Raw genomic sequence first — 23,409 nt, 5'->3', positions numbered from 1 at the left:
TTTATAAAGTATAAGTCAGAGTTAACCAGGCAACACGTGGATCACGATTCCGCTTTTGAGTGAGTTGCAGCTGATCCGAATCAATCAAAGTTGTTTCTTCCAGCGAATCAAATAAATTATTCACGCTAATTTGAGCGCACCACTTTCGCTTTGCAAAATATTGAGACAAACCAACATTGACAGTATAATGACTTTTTATTTTACCCTGAACAGTCAACTGGTCAGAAATATAGAAACCATCTACTTGTAGTTCGGTAGAAGGAGTAATATGTATGGATACATTTCCCTTAACATCCCAACACCACAAAGATTTCCTAATATCATATCCGATTGTCCGGCCATCAATTTCATCTCGGAAGATATCTCCAGCAAAACCTAAATCCAACAAGCGAAGAGGTTGCCAACGAAGAGACAAATCTGCACCAAACGTTTGACTTGTTCCACTATTACATTTCTGCCATAAAGTTTCTTCCTCCTGCTGTGTTGCTATCTCTACAATACGATTCTGCCTATTCCTATAATATATGGCCGGCGTCATACGAAAATTAGATAATACCCATTGCCAATTTAGCTCCAACGTATGAATATATTCATCGTGTAAAGACGGGTTCCCCACAATTACATGTGTTATATCCGTATTGTCTATAAAAGAACTTAATTCAGAACCCAAAGGTCGGATGACACGTTGCTGATAAGTTAATTGAAGCGTATGTCGTGGATGAAAGGTATATGCCACCAAGGCTCTTGGATATACATGAAACCAATGAGCTTTTGTTTCCTGTAAATTGGTGGCTGAAGGTAATGTCTCATTTATCTTCCGATTCGTAAATTCAGCCTGTAAACCGACTTCTGCATTCCAGCTTGTTGTTTTTTTCCCAAATGAAAAAAACAACAAATTCAAATATCGTTGGAACGAATAATCATAATTCTTGGCAAGCGTCGGAGACCATTCTCCATTCTGCTTGGCATTTACTTCATTTCGATGTGACTCATTGGTTAAACGACCGATATAACCAGCTTGAAAAGAATAGTTCTCTCCGAAAGGATATACATAGTTCAATTTCCAAAAGTAATTATGTTTATCATGATTGATAAACTGATTATCTTCAGCTATGATCTGCTGATTATTAGGGTTCTCATTCTTATAGTCATTATCCTCATCATACTTGAAATTATTATAATGAAAGAGAGCCGACAAATGACTTCCCTGTTGAAACTGATGTTTCCAATAAGTATCAGCCGACCAAGCTGATTGATATTGATCATTATACCGATTTCGGATTACATATTTCATTCTGTCTCCCTGCGGATTGAATACCTGATTATTGATACGTCCATAACGGCTATAGTCCATAACATAAAATAAACCAGAAACACCTATCTGATCGTTTTCGGATATATCATAACCAAGTCGCAACTCTGCCAAATGAACATCCGGCCTAGCAGCTGCATTATTATTCATCACAGTAGTATTCTGCTTCGTGGTCGTTGTCTTGCTGAATGTTCGTGACCGAAACTCTTTCCGATAATTGTACTTAGCATTGATATGAAATCTTCCGGGATTCAGATTCAACACAGCTCCGGCATTGTAACGTTCATGCCAACCAGCTCCCAAGGAAAGAGATAAAGGAGATACTCTTTCTGAAGAAGGAAAAGCGGAGGACGACAAATTCAATACACCGGCATCACCATCAGGAACCCATGTAATATCTGGATATACTTGCAGTCCTACTTTATTAAAGAACAAAGCCGGCAACTGAATCAACACATCTCCACTATATTCTTCCATCAAACCATACGGTATTCCATTAATGAACAAACCGGATTTATTACTGCCCCTAAAAGTGACGCCACCTTCTATGTCTGTAACAATCGAAGGAAGTTGCCTGATAGCTTCTGCTGCAGTAACAGATACAGCACTTAATTGTCTTTCTACCTGTAAAGTTCTGAGCGGACCACCACTTATACCTGAAGCATATTTACCAATCACTTCTACTTCGTCTATTGTTCTATTTAATGTAGTATCACCGGCTAGATCCTGCGCATAAGCCGATATACCTAAACAAAGGAATGCCACGACATATGATATTCTATTCATAAAATTGATATTATGTTCTCGATAAAAGAACCGGATGAAAGATAGATTTGTTTGGTAACAAAATAAAAATAAAAAAGTCTGTATGCTTTTGGCACATACAGACTGTCCTTGTTTCCTAACTAAACCAACTGAAATTATTCAGCCGGAGTAGCTTCTGTAGCAACTGCAGCTGTTGAATCAGCAGGAGCTGCAACAGTTGAATCAGCAGCAGCAGGAGCAACTTCTTCTGCAGGAGCTGCAACTTCTGCTTCAGTAGCTTCAGCAACTTCAGCAGTTTCTGATGACTTATTGCCACAAGATGCAAATGATACTGCTGCAACTACGGCAGCAAAAGCAACTAACTTTTTCATTTTGTTCTAAAATTAAACGGTCTATAATTTCTTCTTGAAAACGGTGCAAAAGTATGCATTAATTTTATATGTTGTACAGCATAGACCAACTTTTTTATCAAAAAATTTAAATTTTTCTCATTTTTCAGATCTTTCTCATGCCTACAAACCAATTCAGCTACTTTTCCCAGCAACTAAAGCCTCAATAGTTTTCGTATAAATACCGTTTAATACTCCGCTTGGGAGTTTTCTCAAACTCGGTCGGATATAGAATAATAGATGTGACCGCTTCATAAGGAGCTAGCAACTTATTCAAATCTTTCCGATTCTGTTCCATAATAGCTGGAAGATCTTCATGACGAATACCCGTACTATCAACAGTATCATAATCCGGATAAACAAGACCTACCAGCTTTCCTTCCCGCTCAACAACCAGGCTTTCCAATACGAAAGGCAGGTTGTTCAGTTTGGCTTCGATTTCTTCAGGATAGATATTCTGTCCATTCGAACTTAATATCATCGTCTTGCTCCGACCACGGATATAAATGCGCTTATTGACATCAATCGTACCTAGGTCGCCGGTCTTCAACCAACCGTCATCTGTGAAAACATTCCGAGTTGCCTCTTCATTCTTATAATATCCTTTCATGACATTCTCTCCACGTACCTGAATCTCTCCTACCTTATTATAAGGATCTTCAGAATCAATACGGACTTCCATGATACCCTTCAATATTTGCCCACAGGATGTCGGAACGTACTCTTTATGATTATCGTAACTGATCAACGGACCACACTCGGTCATACCGTATCCGATGGTATAAGGGAATTTGATCTTATACAGAAAATCGGCTACTTCCTGATTCATGGCGGCTCCTCCTACGATGACTTCACGGAAACGACCGCCCAAAGCGTTGGTCAGTTTCTTGTTAATCTGAGCATAAATACGGTCATTCAACAACGGGACACTCATGGCCAGTTTCATCGTTCGCTTATTGAGTTGCGGAGCGATCATCTTCTTATAGATCTTTTCCAAAATCAACGGAACCGTCAGAATAAGGTTCGGTTTGACTTCTTCGAAGGCTTTCAACAGAATTTTCGGAGAAGGTAACTTTCCTAACAGAAAGACATGTGCTCCGAATGCCATCGGTACCAGGAAATTGAAGGCACAGCTATACGCATGAGCCAACGGCAGGAAACACAACTCTCGTTCTCCTCTGAACAAGACATCGAGTGTACGGGCATACGTCACATTACCGGCCAGATTGTTTCCCGTCAGCATTACACCTTTACTGAAGCCGGTCGTACCGGAAGTATAATTCAACAAGACTACTTTATCATTGTCCAAATCAGCGTATCGAATATTTTCACGGGTGAATCCATTCGGATATTCTTCCGTAAACCGGCTATCGAGTTCTTTCAAGAGCTTCTGAATATTCTCTCCGTCACGCTGATGCAGACATCTGAAGTCCGTCAATGAGAATACGCCTCGGATTTCACTGATTTTCTCTTCTTCCAGTGTATCCCAAATCCGATCACTCACAAACAAGAAGACCGATTCGGAATGATTGATGATATGATGCACGTCATTCGGATTGAAATCGGGTAAAATAGGTACGATAATCGCTCCATACGTGACGGCAGCCATATAGACGACACACCAATTGGCACAATCGCGACCAATCAAGGCTATTTTGTCTCCTCGCCGGATCTGACACTCCCTGAAAAGGATATGGAAACGGGCAATCTCCTTGGCTACGTCGGCAAACGTCAGTGTTTTTTGTTCTACATAGTCGGTCAATGCCGGTAAATCCCAGTTTTCTTGGAAACTTTTCTCGTAAATCTTGATAAAATTCTCTTGTATCATATTATGTATCTGTCTATTTCGCGCAAAGATACGATTTTTGTCTTTGCCCTCTATTATTTATACCTCGGAATCAGTCTTTTCGTCCTGTCGGAAAGCTTATTTATCCATTGGGAAACACACTCCCCATTCTTTACGAAGCTCGTCCAGCATCCGCATTACGCGCAAACTTTCTTCGTGAGGCATCGAAACAGGTTCAATCCGTCCTTCACGAATTGCATCTGCTGCCTCTTGTACCTGATACTCGAATCCGGTAATCTGCGGAGGACAAGTCCGACGGGCGATTTCCTGATGTTCCGTATTATAAACAACAGCCAGCTGGGGATTGTTGATATTATCGATTACAATATAGCCTTTATCCCCTGAGATAATTCCCATACGGTCGGTTGCACAAAAGGCGGTCGTCTGCATCACTGCCATACGACCATCGCGATACGTAAACGTAATACTATTCTGCATATCAACGCCTGCAGCATTCTTCACACAAGTAGAAGTAATCTTCTCAATCTCATTTCCAAATGTCAAGAGGGCAAAATTGATCGGATAAACACCCAAATCATACAAAGCTCCGCCACAAAGATCCGGTCTGGCGATACGTTCAACCTCTGAAATGACGTATCCCAGATTAGCCGTCAGCATCATCGGTTTACCAATAATACCACTTTCTGCCATTTCTCGGATTGTCTTTGAGAAGGGCATATAGCGAGTCCATATTGCTTCGGCCAAATAAACATGCTGTTCCTGCGAGATCCGGATCAGTTCTTCAGCTTCACGGGCATTGGCTGTAAAAGCTTTCTCACACAAAACCGGTTTCCCTTTAAGCAGGCACATACGGGCCGGTTCGAAATGATGCGAATGCGGCGTAGCAATGTAAATCAAATCCACTTCCGGATCATCAACGAGAGCTTCATAGTTTCCGTACGCTTTCCTAGCCTGAAATTCGGAAGCGAATTGCTCTGCCCTAGTCAGATCTCGCGCCGCTACGGCATAAAGTTCCGCCTGTTCCATACCTTGTAAAGTTGTTGCCATCTTACTGGCAATATGTCCGGCTCCTAGAATGCCGACTTTCAATATTGGTTGCATGTTCATTCGTTTATAATTGTTTTACATATTCAATAAGCGCCTTCTCTCCTTCAATCTCTCCTAACAAATGATAACGGGTACATAAACGCGAGAATTGTTGATAAAGCTGTTCAGCCTTGGCTTCATCTTGCTCATACAGCTTAGCCAAAGTATATGCCAACCGCAAAGCAGAGAGCCGATATGATTGGTTCAGACGAATGTATTTCTGCATATCGCTCGTGAGAAGCCGTGCTATATCTTGCTTGGGTGTCTGACGGATCAGACGGAGAAAGATTTCCTCACAAGTAAGTTCTTGCTGATAGAGATAAACCATATCCTTTTTATGCCGGACCATTTCATCAACCAGTTCGTTCGCTTTCTCAAAGTCCAATTGGTCTAATGCACGTGCCAACTGATAGAAACATGCCATTACCTGTATCGTATTGGCACAATCCAGCTGATCTTCCGCATGGAAATAGGCAGAAGGAATATCTTTCAAACGGATTCCTTTCTGAATAAAGCCATTGATACGCATGACATCTATAAATATTTGTCGGGAAAGAGGATCTCGTTTAAGCATCCGGTTGTTCATCCCATCGTTGGGAATGCCACCCGCTACAAAAGGTATGCCGTTACTAACTGCCATAAGGATACCTGCCCCCATAAAAACGATCAATAGACGAATCCCCGTACCGGATTGGTTTATAGCCGGAATCAACAGTAACAAAAGAGCTAACACAGCCGTACCCAAATTGAGCAATACACCACCCATATTATAGAAAGATAATTGGGACGGACTCAAAGGGTGCTCGGGAGGCATCATCAAACATTGACCAGCCGTTCCCGGAATATGAAAGACCGAGAAATGGAATTTTCCATCTTTCCGACTAATGGTAAACTTAAAGATTCGAAAAGAAAGAAATTCCCAACCCGAAGCCAAGGCTGCAAGCATGTGTCCGGCTTCATGAATAATAATTTGTAAAATGACTAATGCCGGAATAAAGATCAAAAGTTCAATAAGGGCAGGCAAAAGCTGTATCGCTGACTTATCCGAACGTGCCAGTAAAGCTCCAATAAAAGCTCCTACGGCCAAGCATAAAAAGAAAAAAACAACTTGATATAAGATCGACTTTTGTTTCTGATTCATAATATCGAAAGATAAATGTTTAAACAAAGATATTAAATGTTATTGGGATAAGCTTGGAAAAGTCGGAAAAAGAAAAAGCTTTGATTCGGGATAAAAGATCAGTTTTCCTTCTGAACAAAATAAGAAACCAGCTACCGCTGAAACCAAGTAATAAAAAAATTGTAGCCACCCAAAGCGAGTGGCTACAATCCTAGTACTCATTTTATCTGTTTGAATTATTCTTCTGCTTGTGAAGCTTCGTATGCCTTCAACAGTTTTTCCTGAACATCCGACGGAACCAGTTCATAAGAAGCAAACTTCATGGTGAAGGAAGCACGTCCGCCCGTGATTGAACTTAAGGAAGTTGAATAGTTGGATAATTCCTTCAACGGAACTTTAGCCAACAGTTTCTCAAATCCTTTTTCACTGTTCATACCCATGATCAAGGCACGGCGTCCTTGCAAGTCACTCATAACATCACCCAAGAAATCTGCCGGTACAGAAACTTCCACATCATAGATCGGTTCCAAAATCTTAGGACCAGCTTCCTTGAAGGCTGTACTGAAAGCATTACGTCCTGCCAGCATGAAAGAGATTTCATTACTGTCAACCGGGTGCATCTTTCCATCATAAACACAAATACGAACGTCGCGGGCATAAGAACCAGTCAACGGACCTTGTTCCATACGTCCCATGATGCCTTTTAAGATAGCCGGCAAGAAACGAGCATCAATGGCACCACCTACGATACAGTTTACAAATACCAGTTTACCGCCCCAATCCAAATCAACAGTCTGCGTATCACGTACGTTCATCTTATATTCCTGACCACCGAAACGATAAGAATCCGGAGCCGGCATACCTTCGTAATACGGTTCTATGATCAAATGTACTTCACCGAACTGACCGGCACCACCCGATTGTTTCTTATGACGATAATCGGCACGAGCCGCTTTGGTAATAGTTTCACGATACGGAATCTTCGGTTCCAGGAATTCTACCGGCAGTTTATCGTTGTTTTCAATACGCCATTTCAGTGTACGCAGATGGAATTCTCCCTGACCGGAAACAATTGTCTGCTTCAACTCTTTTGACTGTTCGATTACCCAAGTCGGGTCTTCCTCGCGCATACGAGTCAGGATTTCCATCATCTTTTCAGCATCGGCTTCGTTTACCGGCTTGATAGCCCGACGATACTTCGGATCCGGATATTTAATAAAGTCAAAACGATAGTCACAACCCTTACCGTTCAAGGTATTCCCACGACGAACATCTTTCAGTTTAACTGTAGCACCGATATCACCGGCTACCATTTCCGGAACTTCCGTACGTGTTTGTCCATCCGTTACAAACAACTGGGCAATACGTTCTTTCGAACCACGGTCGGCATTCAGCAAATCATCGCCTGATTTAACTTTTCCCGACAATACCTTGAAATAAGAAACCTGTCCGATATGCGGTTCAACCGTTGTCTTGAAGAAGAACAGACTGGTCGGACCATTTGAATCAGGAGTTACTTCTACGCCTTCGGTAGTTACCAAACGCGGCATCTTATCTGTACAAGGAACTACATTTCCCAAGAATTCCAATGTACGACGTACGCACATATCGCGACCTGCACATACACAGAATACAGGGAACATATCACGTGTTACCAATCCGGCACGGATACCGGCACGCATATCGTCTTCGCTCAATGTTCCTTCTTCAAAGAATTTTTCCATCAAAACATCATCATGTTCTGCAGCGGCTTCTACAAGAGCCTTATGCAATTCCATGGCTTTTTCGCTTTCTTCTGCCGGAATTTCCAGTACATCGGGAACACCACCTTCGGGTTTCCAGCGATACATCTTCATCTTTAATACATCGACTACGGCATTAAATGAAGCTCCGCAAGTAACCGGATATTGGATAGGAACAACCTTGCTTCCCCAACGGTCTTGCAACTGGGCAATTGTTCCGTCATAATCGGCTTTATCATTATCCAACTGATTGACAACAAAGATAACCGGCTTATGGAATTGTTCGGTATAACGGAACTGATTGATCGTTCCTACTTCTACACCATATTGCGCATTCAATACCATCAAAGCCGTATCGGTTACGTTCAAGGCCGAAACAGCACCACCAATAAAGTCGTCTGAACCCGGACAATCAATGAAGTTCAGTTTACGATCCTGCCATTCCACACTAAAAACGGTCGAGAATACAGAGTAGCCATACTCTTTCTCAACCGGGAAATAGTCGCATACAGTGTTACCATTCTCAACACTACCACGACGTTTTATAACTCCACCCTCGTAAAGCATTGCTTCAGCGAGAGTGGTTTTCCCAGAGCCTGAACTGCCCAATATTGAAATGTTCTTGATTTCGTTTGTTTGATATACTTTCATGATGATATCAGCTTTTTTTAGGTTTAACAATATAGAAATATATGTGACGTTTTGAAGTCACGACCGCAAATTAGGAATTGTTGCGGAGATAAACAATTTATTCTGTGATGTTTGACAATTATGTTATCCAACAGAAACTTATCTTCCTCTCTTAAAATCGGATGGATCCCAAGAAAAATTCCTGACAAATCCCGCACCAACTAAATTCGTCCCCTTCCTCTTTTCATATCAAATAGCTGATATATTAATTAATTCACCTATATGAATTAATTAAATCACTAATATGAATCAATCAATTCACATAGGTAAATTAATTAGATCACAAATGTGAATTAATTAGTTTATAACCTATTTATAATCAATAATCAGTTAACAATCTATTACTTATCTACGAAAATCAACGAGTTTAACACATGGGTAATCAGCGCTTTTTCAATCGTATTACTCTTGAGCGTTTATTTCGTTTTACAAGCACCTATGTCTTTAAAATTAGGCGATGACAAACTGACGATCTGTAAGCTGGCTGGTATAAAAGAAATTCCCTTTTCTGCAATAGAAAAAATCGAACCATATAAGGATTATCATTCGGATATTCGTCTGATGGGAAACGGAGGCTTTTTAGGTTACACCGGACTTTTCCGAAATAAAGAATTAGGGAAATACACGGCTTTCGTCGGAAATTACAGCCAAGCCTTTTATATCCGCACGAAAAGCGGAAAGATTTACGTCACCAGCAGCGAACAGCGGGAAGAAATAATCAGACAAATACAACTGAAATTATAAAGCAGTCGTAATAAATACAATCGATGAATTGTGTAGAAACAAAAAAAGCATCCAAATGGATGCTTGATAGAAGTGTGGGCGTTGACGGATTCGAACCGCCGACCCTCTGCTTGTAAGGCAGATGCTCTGAACCAGCTGAGCTAAACGCCCGATTAATCGATTGATTGTTTTTGAAAAGTGGGCGTTGACGGATTCGAACCGCCGACCCTCTGCTTGTAAGGCAGATGCTCTGAACCAGCTGAGCTAAACGCCCGATTAATCGGTTGATTATTTTGAAAAGTGGGCGTTGACGGATTCGAACCGCCGACCCTCTGCTTGTAAGGCAGATGCTCTGAACCAGCTGAGCTAAACGCCCTTTTCATTCATCATGTTTTGTACGCCTTATCTCTTTAAGACGGTGCAAAGGTACGGCTTTTTTTGAAACCTCCAAACATTTTCGGAGAAAAAAATAAAAAAACTTTGCTTTTGCATATACATACCAGGAAAAGCATTAACTTTGCAACTCTACATAATATATAATGTATTAAAGGAAAAATGATACTATCGACACTAACAGCCATCTCGCCTGTTGACGGGCGATATTGGAACAAAGCTGAGAACCTGGCAGCTTATTTTTCTGAATTCGCGCTGATTAGATATAGAGTGCGCGTGGAGATTGAGTATTTGATAGCTCTGTCTGAATATCTTCCGCAATTAAGTGAATTAAATACGGAAGAAGTAAAAACTTGGCTTCGCAATGTTTATAAAGATTTTACGGAAGAAGATGCTTTGCGAGTAAAAGAAATTGAGAAGGTAACCAACCATGATGTCAAAGCCGTTGAGTATTTCATCAAAGAAAAAACAGACCATTTCCTGGCTGAAAAATATCATGAGTTCATTCATTTCGGACTGACATCACAAGACATCAACAACACGTCTATTCCCTTATCGCTGAAAGAAGCGCTGAATGAGGTTTATTATCCAGGACTGGAAGAAGTGATCCAGACATTAGAGACGTATGCAAACGAATGGATGAATATCCCGATGTTGGCCAAGACTCACGGACAACCGGCTTCTCCTACCCGCTTAGGAAAAGAAATCATGGTGTTCGTTTATCGCTTGAAACAGCAACTGAACCTATTGAAGGCAATACCTGTTTCAGCCAAATTCGGAGGTGCTACCGGAAACTTCAACGCGCATCACGTGGCTTATCCGGAATATGACTGGAAAGCTTTCGGTAACAAGTTCGTCAGTGAGTCATTAGGATTACAACGCGAAGAGTGGACAACACAAATCTCCAACTACGACAATCTGGGTGCTATCTTCGATGGCATGAAACGAATCAATACCATCCTGATTGACTTGAACCGCGACTTCTGGCAATATATTTCGATGGAATATTTCAAGCAGAAAATCAAAGCTGGCGAAGTAGGTTCATCGGCCATGCCGCATAAAGTCAATCCGATCGACTTCGAAAATGCAGAAGGAAACTTAGGAATTGCCAACGCAATCCTGGAACATTTATCAACAAAGCTTCCGATTTCCCGCTTACAGCGTGACTTGACAGACTCAACGGTTCTGAGAAATATTGGTGTTCCGATGGCACACATCGAAATTGCCTTCAAGAGTCTGTTAAAAGGTCTGGGTAAATTATTGCTGAACGAGAAAGCCTTGGAAGCAGACCTTGACAAATGTTGGGCAGTCGTGGCAGAAGGAATCCAAACGATTTTACGCCGGGAAGGTTATCCGAAACCCTACGAAGCATTGAAGGCGCTTACCCGTACCAATGCAGGCATCACCGAACAGTCGATCAAAGATTTTATTGAAACATTGCAGGTCAGTGATCGCGTAAAAGAAGAATTAAGAGCGATTACACCGCATAATTATACAGGAATTTAAAAACAAGGAGAAAAAGGCATCAAAGTAGTTCCGGACAATTGCTAATCGATCAACCGGACTACTTTGATAATAAACAGAATCAATGCTATTTTATCTCCTAATTTTAATCATACAATAAAAAATCAAAGGTAGCCGTGAGGCTATCAATTATAAACCTTTATTATAATAAATACAACAATGAGTACAGAAGAAAGAGACGAGGCACAGCAGCAGCCAGCAGCACGCCCAAGAAAAGTAACGGGCTACAGAGAAAATGCAGAAGACGGTGGAAGACCTTATAACGCTGGTTACAACCGTCAGGAAGGTAACTATGAACGCAGACCGTACAACCGACCGGCAAACAATGACCGAGGAGGTTATCGTTCTTATGGAGATCGCCAGTCGTATAATGATTATGGCAACCAAGGTTATCAGCAACGTTATGACAATCGTGGCGGATATGGAAACAACCGCCAGTATGGTAATAACCGTAACGCGAATTACAACAATCCGAATCGTGACGGAGGGTATAATCAAAACCGTCAGTATGGAAATCGTCCGGCCTACAATCCGAACAACGATCAACGTGCTTTCAACCGTCCGGTTTATAGCAGCAACCCCAATGCTTTACCTAACAACCCGGAAGGTGCACCGGTAAAGAAAAGAAGACCGCGTGTAGGTGAAAACCGTACAAACTTCGATAACCGTCAGGATAATCGCGGAGCAGCTCCACGTCCATACGGCAATAACTACGGTGGCGGAAACGCATACGGTGGCGGCCGTTATAACGCAAACAACGGACGTAATAACAACAATCGTCGTCCGAACAATAACAACAATCGTCGTTCTAACAATTACAATCCGAATGCTAAATACAACTTCCAGAAACAATTGAAGTATAAGGAAGTATTGGCAGATCCGAACGAACCGATCCGTTTGAACAAATTCTTGTCGAATGCAGGTGTTTGCTCTCGTCGTGAGGCAGATGAATTCATCCAGGCAGGTAATGTAAAAGTAAACGACGTTGTAGTAACAGAATTGGGTACAAAGATTACTCGTTCAGATAAAGTAACTTTCAACGACAAACCGGTTCAGATTGAAAGCAAGGTTTACATCATCCTGAACAAACCGAAGAACTGTGTGACTACATCTGATGATCCACAGGAACGTCTGACTGTAATGGATTTGGTAAAACACGCTTGTACAGAAAGAATCTATCCGGTAGGCCGTCTGGACCGCAATACAACCGGTGTATTGTTATTAACGAACGATGGTGATCTGGCTTCTAAACTGACTCATCCGTCATTCAAGAAGAAGAAGATCTATCATGTATGGTTGGATAAGAATGTTTCTGTAGAAGATATGGAGAAAATCGCCAACGGTTTGGAACTGGAAGACGGTGAAATCCATGCAGACGCTATCAGCTATGCAAGCGAAACAGACAAGAGCCAGGTAGGTATCGAAATCCATTCAGGCCGTAACCGTATTGTTCGTCGTATCTTCGAATCATTAGGTTACCACGTCGTTAAATTGGATCGTGTATATTTCGCCGGTCTGACGAAGAAAAACCTGGGCCGCGGTAAATGGCGTTATCTGAACGAAAAAGAAGTAAACGCATTGCGCATGGGTGCTTTCGAATAATAAAACTAATAATATAATGGAAACAATAAAAAGAACAAAGATTGTAGATTTGCTCAAAAGCACAGCTTTTGGCTCTACCGTTAATGTAAAAGGTTGGGTTCGTACTCGCCGTGGCAGTAAACAAGTAAACTTTATTGCGCTGAACGACGGTTCTACAATAAATAATGTTCAAATCGTTGTTGATGTAGATAAATTAGGTGAAGAGTTTCTGAAACCGATCACGACTGGTGCCAGTATCAGTGTAAACGGTACTTTAGTGCAGTCGCAAGGAAAAGGTCAGTCAGTCGAAATCCAAGCTACCGAAATTGAAATCTACGGTACAGCTGATCCGGCAACTTATCCGTTACAGAAGAAAGGTCACTCGATGGAGTTCTTGCGTGAAATCGCTCACTTGCGTCCGCGTACGAATACATTCGGTGCCGTTTTCCGTATTCGTCATAACATGGCTTATGCGATTCATAAATTCTTCCATGACAAAGGTTTCTTCTACTTCCATACACCTATTATCACGGCTTCCGACTGTGAAGGTGCAGGACAGATGTTCCAGGTAACTACGAAGAACCTGTATAACTTGAAGAAAGACGAGAACGGCTCTATCCTTTACGACGATGACTTCTTCGGAAAGCAGACAAGTCTGACGGTTTCTGGTCAGTTGGAAGGTGAATTGGCTGCAACAGCTTTGGGTCAGATCTATACATTCGGTCCGACTTTCCGTGCTGAAAACTCCAATACTCCTCGTCACTTGGCTGAGTTCTGGATGATTGAACCGGAAGTTGCCTTCAATGACATCAACGACAACATGGAATTGGCAGAAGAATTCATTAAGTACTGCGTACAATGGGCTCTCGACAATTGCATGGACGATGTTAAATTCCTGAACGATATGTTCGACAAAGGCTTGATCGAACGCTTGCAAGGTGTCTTGAAAGACGAATTCGTCCGCTTACCTTATACAGAAGGTATCAAGATTCTGGAAGAAGCTGTTGCGAAAGGCCACAAATTTGAATTCCCGGTTTACTGGGGTGTTGATTTGGCTTCAGAACACGAACGTTTCTTGGTGGAAGAACATTTCAAACGTCCGGTTATCCTGACAGATTACCCGAAAGAAATCAAGGCGTTCTATATGAAACAGAACGAAGACGGAAAGACTGTTCGTGCTATGGACGTTCTGTTCCCGAAGATCGGTGAAATCATCGGTGGTTCTGAACGTGAGGCTGATTACGATAAGCTTTACAACCGCATTCAGGAATTGAATATCCCGATGAAAGATATGTGGTGGTATTTGGATACTCGCCGCTTTGGTACGGTTCCTCATTCTGGTTTTGGTCTTGGTTTCGAACGATTGTTATTATTCGTTACAGGTATGGCCAACATCCGCGATGTGATTCCGTTCCCGCGTACTCCGAATAATGCAGAATTCTAATTAAGAAATCCGCATAAAAACAAGGTGCGTCAAAACGTTTACTGGTATTACCAATCAAGACGTTGGGCGCACCTTCTTTTTTTGATAAATTCTAATTCAGTTCATCCATCAAGCAATACTTTTGATAATAACATTGTTTTATGAAAGAATAGATGAATTTTACTTTGTTCGCCCACGCTGATTATATATTCACCCACGTTGAATATATAATCGCCCACACCGAATATATGTTCGCCCTGGGCGAATAAAGATTTCTTAGTTAATAAATGAATCAATAATCGTTCATGATTTATTCAATTAAAATAAATAGTATGGAATTGAAAAACACAATGCTTGCATTTCTAGCTCTTGCTTTCTTCGGTTGTCAAGAGCAAAAGTATGTTCCTGTTACGACATTTCAGGAAGCAGAAGATCCGGTAGCCATTAGTACTGAAGCAGAAAACCTCTGGAACCAAACAGGAAAACAGCTGAATGGTGCATGGGGAAGTATTGATTGGCGCTACTCTCGTAGTGAAGTTCCTCAGGTTTTAGCAGACAAACCTTGCGCATTAGTTGCCTGGCGTGGAGAAAAAGCCTCCGCACAACTTCTTCTTTGGGCTGCTGAAGGCGCCAATGGCGTCACCTGTCATATTGATGACTTCAAAGCAGACAATGCATCTTTACCGAGTACGATTGCTCAGGCTCGTTTCGTAAGATATACACTGGCAGATATTAATTCTCCGGAATTCAAGAAAGGCGGTCCTAGCGTATTGATGCCGGATATGTTGGATTCATTGTCTCGTTTCGATATGGCTCCCCGCACAACTCATCCGGTATGGATTACGATCCAAGTACCGCAAGATGCCGTTGCCGGTGTTTATACTTCTACAGTAACGGTCAAAAGTCAAGACAAGGGAAAGATTTCATTCCCGATCCAACTGAAAGTAATTGACCATCTGCTGCCAACACCCGACCAATGGAGTTACCATCTGGATTTATGGCAACATCCATCAGCAGTAGCACGAGCAGAAGGTTTACAGATGTGGAGCGACGAACACTTCGAAGCCTTAAGACAGACGATGATTCCTTTGGCAAAAGCCGGTCAGAAAGTCATTACCGCCACGCTCAATAAAGATCCCTGGAATCATCAATGCTACGATGCCTACGAAGACATGATCAAATGGACACGACATAAAGATGGCAGCTGGAGCTATGATTACCAGGTATTCGATCGCTGGGTAGAAATGATGTTGTCAATCGGTATCAACCGCATGATCAATTGTTATTCGATGGTTCCATGGAATTGTGAATTGGATTACTTCGACGAAGCCGAGAACAAAAAGGTTACAGTTGTCGCAACACCGGGAAAACCTGAATTTGCTCAAATGTGGGAACCTTTCTTAGCAGACTTCAAGAAGCATTTGGATGAAAAAGGTTGGTTAGACATTACCAACATAGCCATGGATGAACGTTCACCGGAGCAAATGGACGCGGCAGTAAAAGTATTGGAAAAATGTGCTCCGGAAATGGGATTTGCCATTGCTGATAATCACAAATCGTATAAGAAGTATAATAGGATGCGTGATGTTTGCGTATCACAAGGACAAAAGGTCGATCATGACGATATCGTTGCCCGCCGTGCCAATGGCTTCAATACAACATTCTACGTTTGTTGCGGTCCGTTCTATCCAAATACATTTACTTTCTCTCATCCATACGAAGCCGAATTATTAGGCTGGTATGGTCTTGCCTGCGATTATGACGGTATGCTTCGCTGGGCTTACAACTCATGGCCAGAAAATCCGCAATATGATTCCCGCTTCGGTAATTGGAGTTCAGGAGATACTTATCTGGTCTATCCGTATCTTCGCTCATCCATCCGATTCGAACGGTTGATTGATGGCATTGAAGCAGCAGAAAAAGTAAGGATATTACGCAAAGAAGGTGCAAACCTGGAGGAACTGGATAAGGTGCTGGAAGAGATCCGCACAAAAGATATCAACAACAGCCAGCTTCCGTGGCAAGAAGTGGTAGAAAAAGCGAATACGCTATTAAATTCACTCTAAGGAATAAATAAAACAAAGGCGCACTTCCTAAAACAAGAAGTACGCCTTTGCTTTATATTTCAATTACCATCTCAAAGAATCTTCTGATAGGCTAACCGTGGAGAGTGATTGCGCACATAAATAATTCCGCAATACGTAAAGCCATGCTTCAATAAAATATGCTGAAGCACTTTATTATCCTGATGAGTATCTACACGCAAATTAGCCGTCTTTGTGAAGCACCAATCCAAACATAAGTCTGCAATTCCTGAATAACTTCCATCCGAAGCCAGCCGATGCAACACAGCATAAGGCGCTTCATTCAACCATTTCCCGCCTTCAATTACATGATAAGTCGGATCATCACCCTCAATATAACAGAAAGTGGCTACGATCTTCCCTAATGGATCGACGAATACGTAGCAGTGTCCGCTGGCTATTTCTTCAGCTATAAAGGAAGGTTCAGGATAACCATCAGCCCATTGTGTAGGATTACCGGTCTGAGCCATAAAACGACGCGCACAATCAAACACAGGCATGATATCCTTCAAGTCTGACAACTGCGCACGACGAATAATCAGTTCTTCACTCCTATTCTTATTATTCATCATCACTCAGATCGATCGGCAACTGACGTTTGAAAGCTTCTTTAAAAGAAATCAAAGACTCCGTACGCGCCAAACCGAGCGGCTGTAATTTGTTATGGATAATACTCAGCAAATGCTGATTATTCTTCGCATAAATCTTAATAAACAAATCATACTGCCCCGTTGTATAATGACATTCTACAACTTCAGGAATCTTCTTCAAAGCCTCTGTTACGGTGGGGAACTGTCCCGGAGAGTTTAAATATAAACCGATATAAGCACAAGTCTCATATCCTACTTTCGTGTTATCTACAATAAATTCAGAGCCTTTTATAACGCCTAAGTTCGTAAGTTTCTGGATACGTTGATGAATTGCTGCACCAGAAACATTACATTCACGAGCCACTTCCAAAAAAGGCATTCGCGCGTTACCTATAATTAACTTTAATATTTTCTCATCTAGTTCATCTAACTGATGGTGTGCCATAATAAATACGATTTAAATTATGCAAACTTACATTTTGATACAAATATAACGATATTCTTATACTTTTCAAGCAAGAAACGAGAAAATATTTTGTATTGTCACTCAAATCTCTCTAAAGCAAAAAAAATCCCTTGACCCAAAAGGATCAAGGGACTTTCTTATTCATTTATCAATCAAGCATTAATTATTCAATACGCTTAGCAGCAGAATAACTAATCTTCAAAGCATACGCTTCACGAAGTGCTTGCTTAATATCGGTGATCACACCCATTTTTGTGTCTTTATCAGCTTTGATAGAAACAGTCATAAACGGCTGATCTTCCTCTTTCATACTAGACTTCTCCTGAGCGATGTAATCCTGAATTTCTGAAGTTTCAGCAAACTGATCGTTCAACTGAATACGTGTTTCAGAACCGAATTTCTTCTGCAAGTCAGGAGTCGGCTTACCAACATAGATGAAAGTAACCAATGATTTCTTTTCCAATTTCTGAAGCTCGGTAGCCTGAGGAGCCTTGAATTGCACTTTCAAAGTTACTTCACGCATAGATGTTACCATCATGATGAAGAACAAGAACGCGAATACCAAGTCAGGTAATGATGACGTGTTCAATTCAGGCATTTCACGTCCGCCTGCTTTACTAAACTTTCCCATCGTTACTTACCTCCATAGTTTTTAGGTTCAGCTTCAGAGATCTTCTGCGGATAAATCATCTGTACCGCTTTCTGTTCGTCTTCATTCAGATCCATGAAGGCTTTACCGAATTTCTTCTTTGAAATATCATCACGCAATTCATTGTAAGCTGCTGCCAGCTCATTCTGTACATCGATATACGCCTGATAAGAAGTACCACGGTCATTCTGCAAAGAAATTACGTGATTCTTAGTAACCATCGTCTTTCCGAAGAACGGAACATCCACTTCAACCTTTTCAGGTTTGTTGGCATCGTTGTACGGATTATCAATGAATTCCTTAACCTTATCTTTCAATTGTTTGACATCTGTAACTTCGTTACCGCAAAGTACCTGGTTTGTACTACTTACCAATACAACCAGCAAGTTACGTTTATTGATATCAACGTCAGTATCATTCTTCTGATCTTTAGGTACAGGAGGCGGCAAACGTCTTGCCAAACCTTGGTCTGTATCCATTGATGTTGTAATAAGGAAGAAGATAAGCAACATGAAAGCAATATCGGCTGAAGAAGAACCATTGATACCCGGTGTCTTTCTTTTCTTACCCATTTTACTTTTCCTGTTAACTTATTACTTATTCAATATTTTCTTTACACTACCCAATACAGCTACGATCAGGATCAAAGCGATCAAGATATAAGTAGAATAAATCCACATATCTGTAATCTTCAACCAACCGGCCGTGTTGTAAACTTGAGAATCAGCGTTCAAGCCAGTCAACGGAGTTGCATCACCCATTGAGTAAGTAACACCCAACATAGCTACGAACAAAACTAATACCAATAAAGACATCAAGGCCGACTTTGCATCATGTTTCAATGCTCCGGCGAACTGCCACAATGCCATCAAAACAGTACATGCGATTGTCGCAAAGAACAATACATAAGTCCAGTTCAACAGAAGCTCGGTATAAATCGGCTCCTTCATTTCTGCAGCAGGATCTACTACGCCTCCTGTGTAGAACATAACCAGTACAATGACACTGATAATCGAACTGATCAGCAATGTCCAACTGGATATTTTACGTATTTTAGTAACTGCCATAAGTCAAATTATTTTTTAAATTTCAGGTTGTATTTGATAACCAAGTCGATCAATGAGATTGATGCGTCTTCCATCTGGTTCAACAGAGATTCCAATTTACTCAACAGATAGTTGTAGAAAATCTGAAGAATCAAAGCAACGATCAAACCACCTACTGTTGTGATCAAGGCCACTTTCATACCACCTGCTACAACGGTCGGGCTGATATCACCAACCTGTTCGATTTTATCGAACGCCATGATCATACCAACAACTGTTCCCAAGAATCCTAATGACGGAGCCATTGCGATAAACAATGTTACCCAAGACAGGTTCTTTTCCAACAGACCACCTTGAACACCACCGTAAGATACGATTGATCTTTCAACTACATCAACACCCTGGTCGATTCTCATCAAACCCTGATAAGCGATAGAGGCGATAGGACCTCTTGTGTCACGAGCAATAGCCTTTGCAGCTTCTACATCACCTTTGTCAAGTGCTTCTTCGATACCTTTCAACAACTTGCTTGAATTAGTTTCAGCCAAGTTCAAATAGATAATTCTTTCCAAGCAGAAAGCCAAACCAAAGATCAAAGCGATAGCAACCAAACTCATGAAGTCGGCACCACCTTCAATAAACTTTGTTTTCAACGCCTGATGCATACCTGATTCAACAGCTGGAGCTGCTGCATCCTGAGCAAATGCTACTGTAGAAGTTCCAAGGGCACACAAGCCCAAGAATGCTTTTGCAAAATACTTTTTCATTGTGTGTTTAATTTTTAAGATTAATAATTCTCATATTTGTTTATTTCATTTTTCAAGCTTTATAGTCTCCGACTTGCGGAGAGAGCGGGATTCGAACCCGCGATACGCTTTAGGCGTATACACGCTTTCCAGGCGTGCCTCTTCAACCACTCGAGCATCTCTCCTTGAGAGCCTTCTTTCTCTAAAACGAGTGCAAATTACGAATTTTTTCCCAATTACAAACGTTTCAGTGCACAAATCTAAACTTTTTGATTGATATATGCACAATATCTAGGAAAGAAATTTTAAGTAAAATGTAAATTATACAACTATATTATTTTATTCACATTTTTAAACAGGGTAATCGCATTGGTTCGAGTCAGTGAAACCACGTTTTCTACGGTTGTTTGATAAATTTGTGCCAATTTCTCGGCCGTTTTCCAAATATAAACCGGTTCATTCCTTTTCCCTCGGAATGGAACCGGAGCCAAATAAGGCGCATCGGTTTCCAATACGATCTGTGAAAGATCTGTTGCCTGAAGCACTTCTCCCAGCTTCGAATTCTTGAATGTAACCACTCCGTTGATTCCGATCTTGAATCCGGGAAGTTTCTTAACAGTTTCCAAATCTTCGGCGGTCCCACAAAAGCTATGGAATACTCCTTTCAGCTTATCCGCACCTACCTTATAAATACTATCAAACACATCCGGAAAGGCTTCACGCGTATGAATAGCTACCGGAAGATCCAAATCCAAACTCCAGCGCAGCTGTTCTTCGAATACTTCGATCTGCTGTGCCCGATAAGTCTTGTCCCAATACAAGTCAATCCCGATTTCTCCCACGGCACAGTATGTCCGTTTCCCGAAACAGGACTCGACTTTCTTCAGGTCGGCTGCATAATCTGCCTGCACACTGGTTGGATGCAAGCCCATCATCGGAAAAAGATAGTCCGGATAACGGTCACAAATTGCATGCATCCGGTCTATTGTTTCCAGATCAACGTTCGGCAACAGCAAGGCTTCAATGCCTGAATCCTGTGCTTCCCGAATCAAGGCGTCTTGTTCCGGATCAAATTCTTCCAGATAAATATGATTATGTGTATCGATCAGTTTCATCTTACGACTGTCGGTTCATTAATCGTTCACTGAGTTGCTTCAATACGGCTTTCTTCTCCGGCTGTACCTTTACGGCTTTCAAATGCTCCATCGCACGGGCGAAATAACTTTCTATCTTTTGTTCCGAAAGTTCTTTCAGGCGTAACTCATTATATATATAGGTAACGGCTGCAATCTTTTCTTCCGGATTTTCAGGTTTAGCACCTATCCACCGGTTCAATTCATTGCGTTGTTGTTCATTGGCAAGACGGAATGCGTTAATCAACAAGAACGTTTTCTTGTCGCACAAGATATCTCCACCGATATTCTTTCCGAAAGTTTCCGTATCTCCATATACATCCAGCAAATCATCCTGCAATTGGAATGCCAGTCCGATATGAATGCCAAACTGATACAGATGTTCGGCATCTTCGGCCGGAGCATCGGCCAAAATAGCTCCCATCTTTAGCGCACAAGCCAGCAGCACGGCTGTTTTCAGACGGATCATCTCAATATATTCCGTTTCCGTCACATCGGTACGCGTTTCAAATTCCATATCGTATTGCTGTCCGCCACAGATTTCAAGAGCAGTTTGCGTAAATAAGTCAAAGACTGGTTTCAAATGACAGGCAGGCGTTTTCCCTATCAGCTGATAAGCAGCAATCAACATGGCATCTCCAGACAGAATGGCCGTATTGGCATTCCATACTTTATGCACCGTCGGTTTGTTCCGCCGCTTGTCTGCCTCATCCATCAAGTCGTCGTGCAGCAAGGTAAAGTTATGAAAGACTTCCAAACCGATGGCCGGAGCCATCGCTTCCTCCACTGCTTCCTTATATAGATTATAAGCCATCAACACCAACGCCGGACGAATCCGTTTTCCTCCCAACGCCAATGTGTATTCAATCGGGTCGTATAAACTTTTGGGCGGATAGTCGAAACGCAACTCACTGATTGCTTTTTCTACGTTTTTTCTTATTTCTTCAAATGACAGCATCACGTATTTATTTTTTGAGCCATTCAGTTTTCAAGCGTATAAGTCAGCCACCTGGTTTCCCGATTCAGCGTTTTTTGAATCTACGACATCCTGCAAAGGCTTCACTTGGCAACTCACCAACCTGCAAGCTCCAACTTCCCATTTATGAAAAAAGGCCGCAACCCAAAAGTGCAGCCTTTTTTCTATCCAAACAATTAAATTATTGCAAACGGAACTGTACCGGCAAGATAAATCTTACACGTACTGGTTTACCACGCTGTTCACCTGGTTTCCATTTAGGCATTTCGCTGATCACACGAACTGCTTCTTTATCCAATGACGGGTCAACACCACGCATTACCTGGATATCTACAATAGAACCATCTCGGTTTACAACGAAAGAACAAACTACACGACCCTGAATACCGTTTTCCTGTGCAATTACCGGATACTTAATAGCTTTGCTCAAATACTTGAACAATTCTGCAGTACCACCCGGGAATTCCGGCTGCTTTTCTACAACGGTAAAGATCTGCTGTGCAGATTCTTCTTCTTCTTCTTCAACTACCGGTGCAACGAATGTCTCAGTCTGGGCAGCTGAAGCATCATCTTCAGATGAAATAATTTCCTGCTGCTCCAATTCCACATCGTCTTCCACAACGTTCAACACTTCGGTAACAGCCGGTGCTGGTGGTGGAGGTGGTGGAGGAGGCGTGTTCTCCTGTCTCGTAATTTCAATTTCTTCTTCAGCGATAATGTCTGCAACTCCTTCGTCTGCAGTCACAACCTGGACATCTTTCGTACCCCATTCGAAGCCTACGAATAAAACAGCCAAACCGACAATCATACCCATCAGGATACTCATGCCAATGCCGCCTTCCAAGTCCGCTTTCGGCGATTTCTTAACTTCCATAAATCTTTATTTTTAATAAATGTGCTTTTCTAATGGGCAAATGTACAAAAAAATTGTAAAGGCCAAACGTATTCCCTAAAAAATTCGCCTCATTTTTCATTTTTTATCTTTGGAGAACTGTTCCTCTCGTCATGAGAAACCAAGATAATTCCCGCTAACAATTAATTTTTTGACAGCTGCAGGGCTGACGCATTACAATCATTTTTTACTGGAATCTATTTTATTACAAGGAGGATTCCAGTCTGCATCAAGTAGTTCTACGAGGAAATCAGAATTCCATCCTGCCATTT

20 protein-coding genes and 4 tRNA genes are annotated in these 23,409 nt (G+C 41.6%); 5 read left to right on the top strand and 19 right to left on the bottom strand.

The features are described 5' to 3' along the window. Window position 1: 1 nt before the first annotated feature. The 6 genes from MUN53_RS09775 to MUN53_RS09750 form a co-directional block, all read right to left on the bottom strand. A complete protein-coding gene (locus tag MUN53_RS09775; RefSeq protein WP_243325181.1) occupies window positions 2–2,098 on the bottom strand; it encodes an outer membrane beta-barrel family protein in 2,097 nt (698 codons plus the stop codon). 134 nt (window positions 2,099–2,232) lie between these two features. Next, window positions 2,233–2,448, bottom strand: a complete 216-nt coding sequence (locus MUN53_RS09770; protein ID WP_022454552.1) for a hypothetical protein — start codon at window positions 2,446–2,448, stop codon at window positions 2,233–2,235. 181 nt (window positions 2,449–2,629) lie between these two features. Beyond that, window positions 2,630–4,294 carry an AMP-binding protein gene (locus tag MUN53_RS09765; protein ID WP_243325179.1) on the bottom strand — a complete coding sequence of 555 codons (1,665 nt, stop codon included), beginning with the start codon at window positions 4,292–4,294 and terminating at the stop codon, window positions 2,630–2,632. Window positions 4,295–4,390: 96 nt separating this feature from the next. Further along, window positions 4,391–5,374 (bottom strand): Gfo/Idh/MocA family protein, encoded by a 984-nt coding sequence (locus MUN53_RS09760; protein WP_243325177.1) that lies wholly within the window; start codon window positions 5,372–5,374, stop codon window positions 4,391–4,393. 10 nt (window positions 5,375–5,384) lie between these two features. Then, on the bottom strand, window positions 5,385–6,500 hold the full coding sequence (locus MUN53_RS09755) for a site-2 protease family protein (RefSeq protein ID WP_243325174.1): 1,116 nt from the start codon (window positions 6,498–6,500) through the stop codon (window positions 5,385–5,387). A 215-nt stretch (window positions 6,501–6,715) separates the two neighbouring features. Next, window positions 6,716–8,872 (bottom strand): elongation factor G, encoded by a 2,157-nt coding sequence (locus MUN53_RS09750; RefSeq protein WP_022454556.1) that lies wholly within the window; start codon window positions 8,870–8,872, stop codon window positions 6,716–6,718. A 477-nt stretch (window positions 8,873–9,349) separates the two neighbouring features. Between MUN53_RS09750 and MUN53_RS09745 the strand changes: the two genes are divergently transcribed. Next, window positions 9,350–9,655, top strand: a complete 306-nt coding sequence (locus tag MUN53_RS09745; protein ID WP_243325172.1) for a PH domain-containing protein — start codon at window positions 9,350–9,352, stop codon at window positions 9,653–9,655. Window positions 9,656–9,730: 75 nt separating this feature from the next. Here the strand turns inward: MUN53_RS09745 and MUN53_RS09740 are convergent. The 3 genes from MUN53_RS09740 to MUN53_RS09730 all read right to left on the bottom strand — a co-directional run bounded on the left by MUN53_RS09740 (window position 9,731) and on the right by MUN53_RS09730 (window position 10,010). Next, window positions 9,731–9,805: transfer RNA gene (locus MUN53_RS09740), tRNA-Val, on the bottom strand. A gap of 28 nt (window positions 9,806–9,833) precedes the next feature. Beyond that, window positions 9,834–9,908: transfer RNA gene (locus MUN53_RS09735), tRNA-Val, on the bottom strand. A 27-nt stretch (window positions 9,909–9,935) separates the two neighbouring features. After that, window positions 9,936–10,010 (bottom strand) — tRNA-Val (locus tag MUN53_RS09730). 179 nt (window positions 10,011–10,189) lie between these two features. Here MUN53_RS09730 and purB point away from each other — a divergent pair. The 4 genes from purB (at window position 10,190) to MUN53_RS09710 (ending at window position 16,621) form a co-directional block, all read left to right on the top strand. Further along, the gene (purB, locus tag MUN53_RS09725; RefSeq protein WP_022456872.1) at window positions 10,190–11,533 is read left to right on the top strand and encodes an adenylosuccinate lyase; all 1,344 of its coding nucleotides are present in this window, start codon (window positions 10,190–10,192) and stop codon (window positions 11,531–11,533) included. A 177-nt stretch (window positions 11,534–11,710) separates the two neighbouring features. After that, on the top strand, window positions 11,711–13,153 hold the full coding sequence (locus MUN53_RS09720) for a pseudouridine synthase (protein ID WP_243325170.1): 1,443 nt from the start codon (window positions 11,711–11,713) through the stop codon (window positions 13,151–13,153). Between the two features lie 16 nt (window positions 13,154–13,169). Then, entirely contained in the window at window positions 13,170–14,576 is a 1,407-nt protein-coding gene (gene asnS / locus MUN53_RS09715) for an asparagine--tRNA ligase (RefSeq protein ID WP_243325167.1), read from the top strand. 311 nt (window positions 14,577–14,887) lie between these two features. Next, the gene (locus MUN53_RS09710) at window positions 14,888–16,621 is read left to right on the top strand and encodes a DUF4091 domain-containing protein (protein WP_243325165.1); all 1,734 of its coding nucleotides are present in this window, start codon (window positions 14,888–14,890) and stop codon (window positions 16,619–16,621) included. 71 nt (window positions 16,622–16,692) lie between these two features. On the opposite strand, the gene MUN53_RS09705 is transcribed toward MUN53_RS09710, so the two are convergent. From MUN53_RS09705 to MUN53_RS09660, 10 genes are all read right to left on the bottom strand, one after another. Beyond that, on the bottom strand, window positions 16,693–17,211 hold the full coding sequence (locus MUN53_RS09705; RefSeq protein WP_243325163.1) for a GNAT family N-acetyltransferase: 519 nt from the start codon (window positions 17,209–17,211) through the stop codon (window positions 16,693–16,695). Beyond that, complete coding sequence (locus MUN53_RS09700; protein ID WP_022456877.1) at window positions 17,201–17,674, bottom strand: Lrp/AsnC family transcriptional regulator; 474 nt, start codon at window positions 17,672–17,674, stop codon at window positions 17,201–17,203. Before MUN53_RS09700 ends, MUN53_RS09705 begins: the two co-directional genes overlap by 11 nt. A 184-nt stretch (window positions 17,675–17,858) precedes the next feature. Further along, window positions 17,859–18,326 carry an ExbD/TolR family protein gene (locus tag MUN53_RS09695; RefSeq protein ID WP_243325161.1) on the bottom strand — a complete coding sequence of 156 codons (468 nt, stop codon included), beginning with the start codon at window positions 18,324–18,326 and terminating at the stop codon, window positions 17,859–17,861. 2 nt (window positions 18,327–18,328) lie between these two features. Further along, window positions 18,329–18,916 carry a biopolymer transporter ExbD gene (locus tag MUN53_RS09690; RefSeq protein ID WP_243325159.1) on the bottom strand — a complete coding sequence of 196 codons (588 nt, stop codon included), beginning with the start codon at window positions 18,914–18,916 and terminating at the stop codon, window positions 18,329–18,331. Between the two features lie 21 nt (window positions 18,917–18,937). Then, entirely contained in the window at window positions 18,938–19,411 is a 474-nt protein-coding gene (locus MUN53_RS09685; protein ID WP_243325151.1) for a hypothetical protein, read from the bottom strand. 8 nt (window positions 19,412–19,419) lie between these two features. Beyond that, complete coding sequence (locus MUN53_RS09680) at window positions 19,420–20,157, bottom strand: MotA/TolQ/ExbB proton channel family protein (protein WP_243325141.1); 738 nt, start codon at window positions 20,155–20,157, stop codon at window positions 19,420–19,422. A 76-nt stretch (window positions 20,158–20,233) separates the two neighbouring features. Then, a tRNA-Ser gene (locus tag MUN53_RS09675) sits at window positions 20,234–20,321 on the bottom strand. Window positions 20,322–20,465: 144 nt separating this feature from the next. After that, window positions 20,466–21,251 carry a TatD family hydrolase gene (locus MUN53_RS09670; protein WP_243325139.1) on the bottom strand — a complete coding sequence of 262 codons (786 nt, stop codon included), beginning with the start codon at window positions 21,249–21,251 and terminating at the stop codon, window positions 20,466–20,468. A gap of 1 nt (window position 21,252) precedes the next feature. Continuing rightward, window positions 21,253–22,227: a polyprenyl synthetase family protein gene (locus MUN53_RS09665; protein WP_243325137.1), complete on the bottom strand. Its 975-nt coding sequence runs from the start codon at window positions 22,225–22,227 to the stop codon at window positions 21,253–21,255. A 199-nt stretch (window positions 22,228–22,426) separates the two neighbouring features. After that, the gene (locus tag MUN53_RS09660) at window positions 22,427–23,119 is read right to left on the bottom strand and encodes an energy transducer TonB (RefSeq protein WP_243325134.1); all 693 of its coding nucleotides are present in this window, start codon (window positions 23,117–23,119) and stop codon (window positions 22,427–22,429) included. Window positions 23,120–23,409: the final 290 nt, after the last annotated feature.

Origin of the sequence: Parabacteroides faecalis (assembly GCF_022809355.1) — a bacterium.
Taxonomy (GTDB): Bacteria; Bacteroidota; Bacteroidia; order Bacteroidales; family Tannerellaceae; genus Parabacteroides; species Parabacteroides faecalis.
This window is presented reverse-complemented; position numbering and strand designations above follow the sequence as displayed.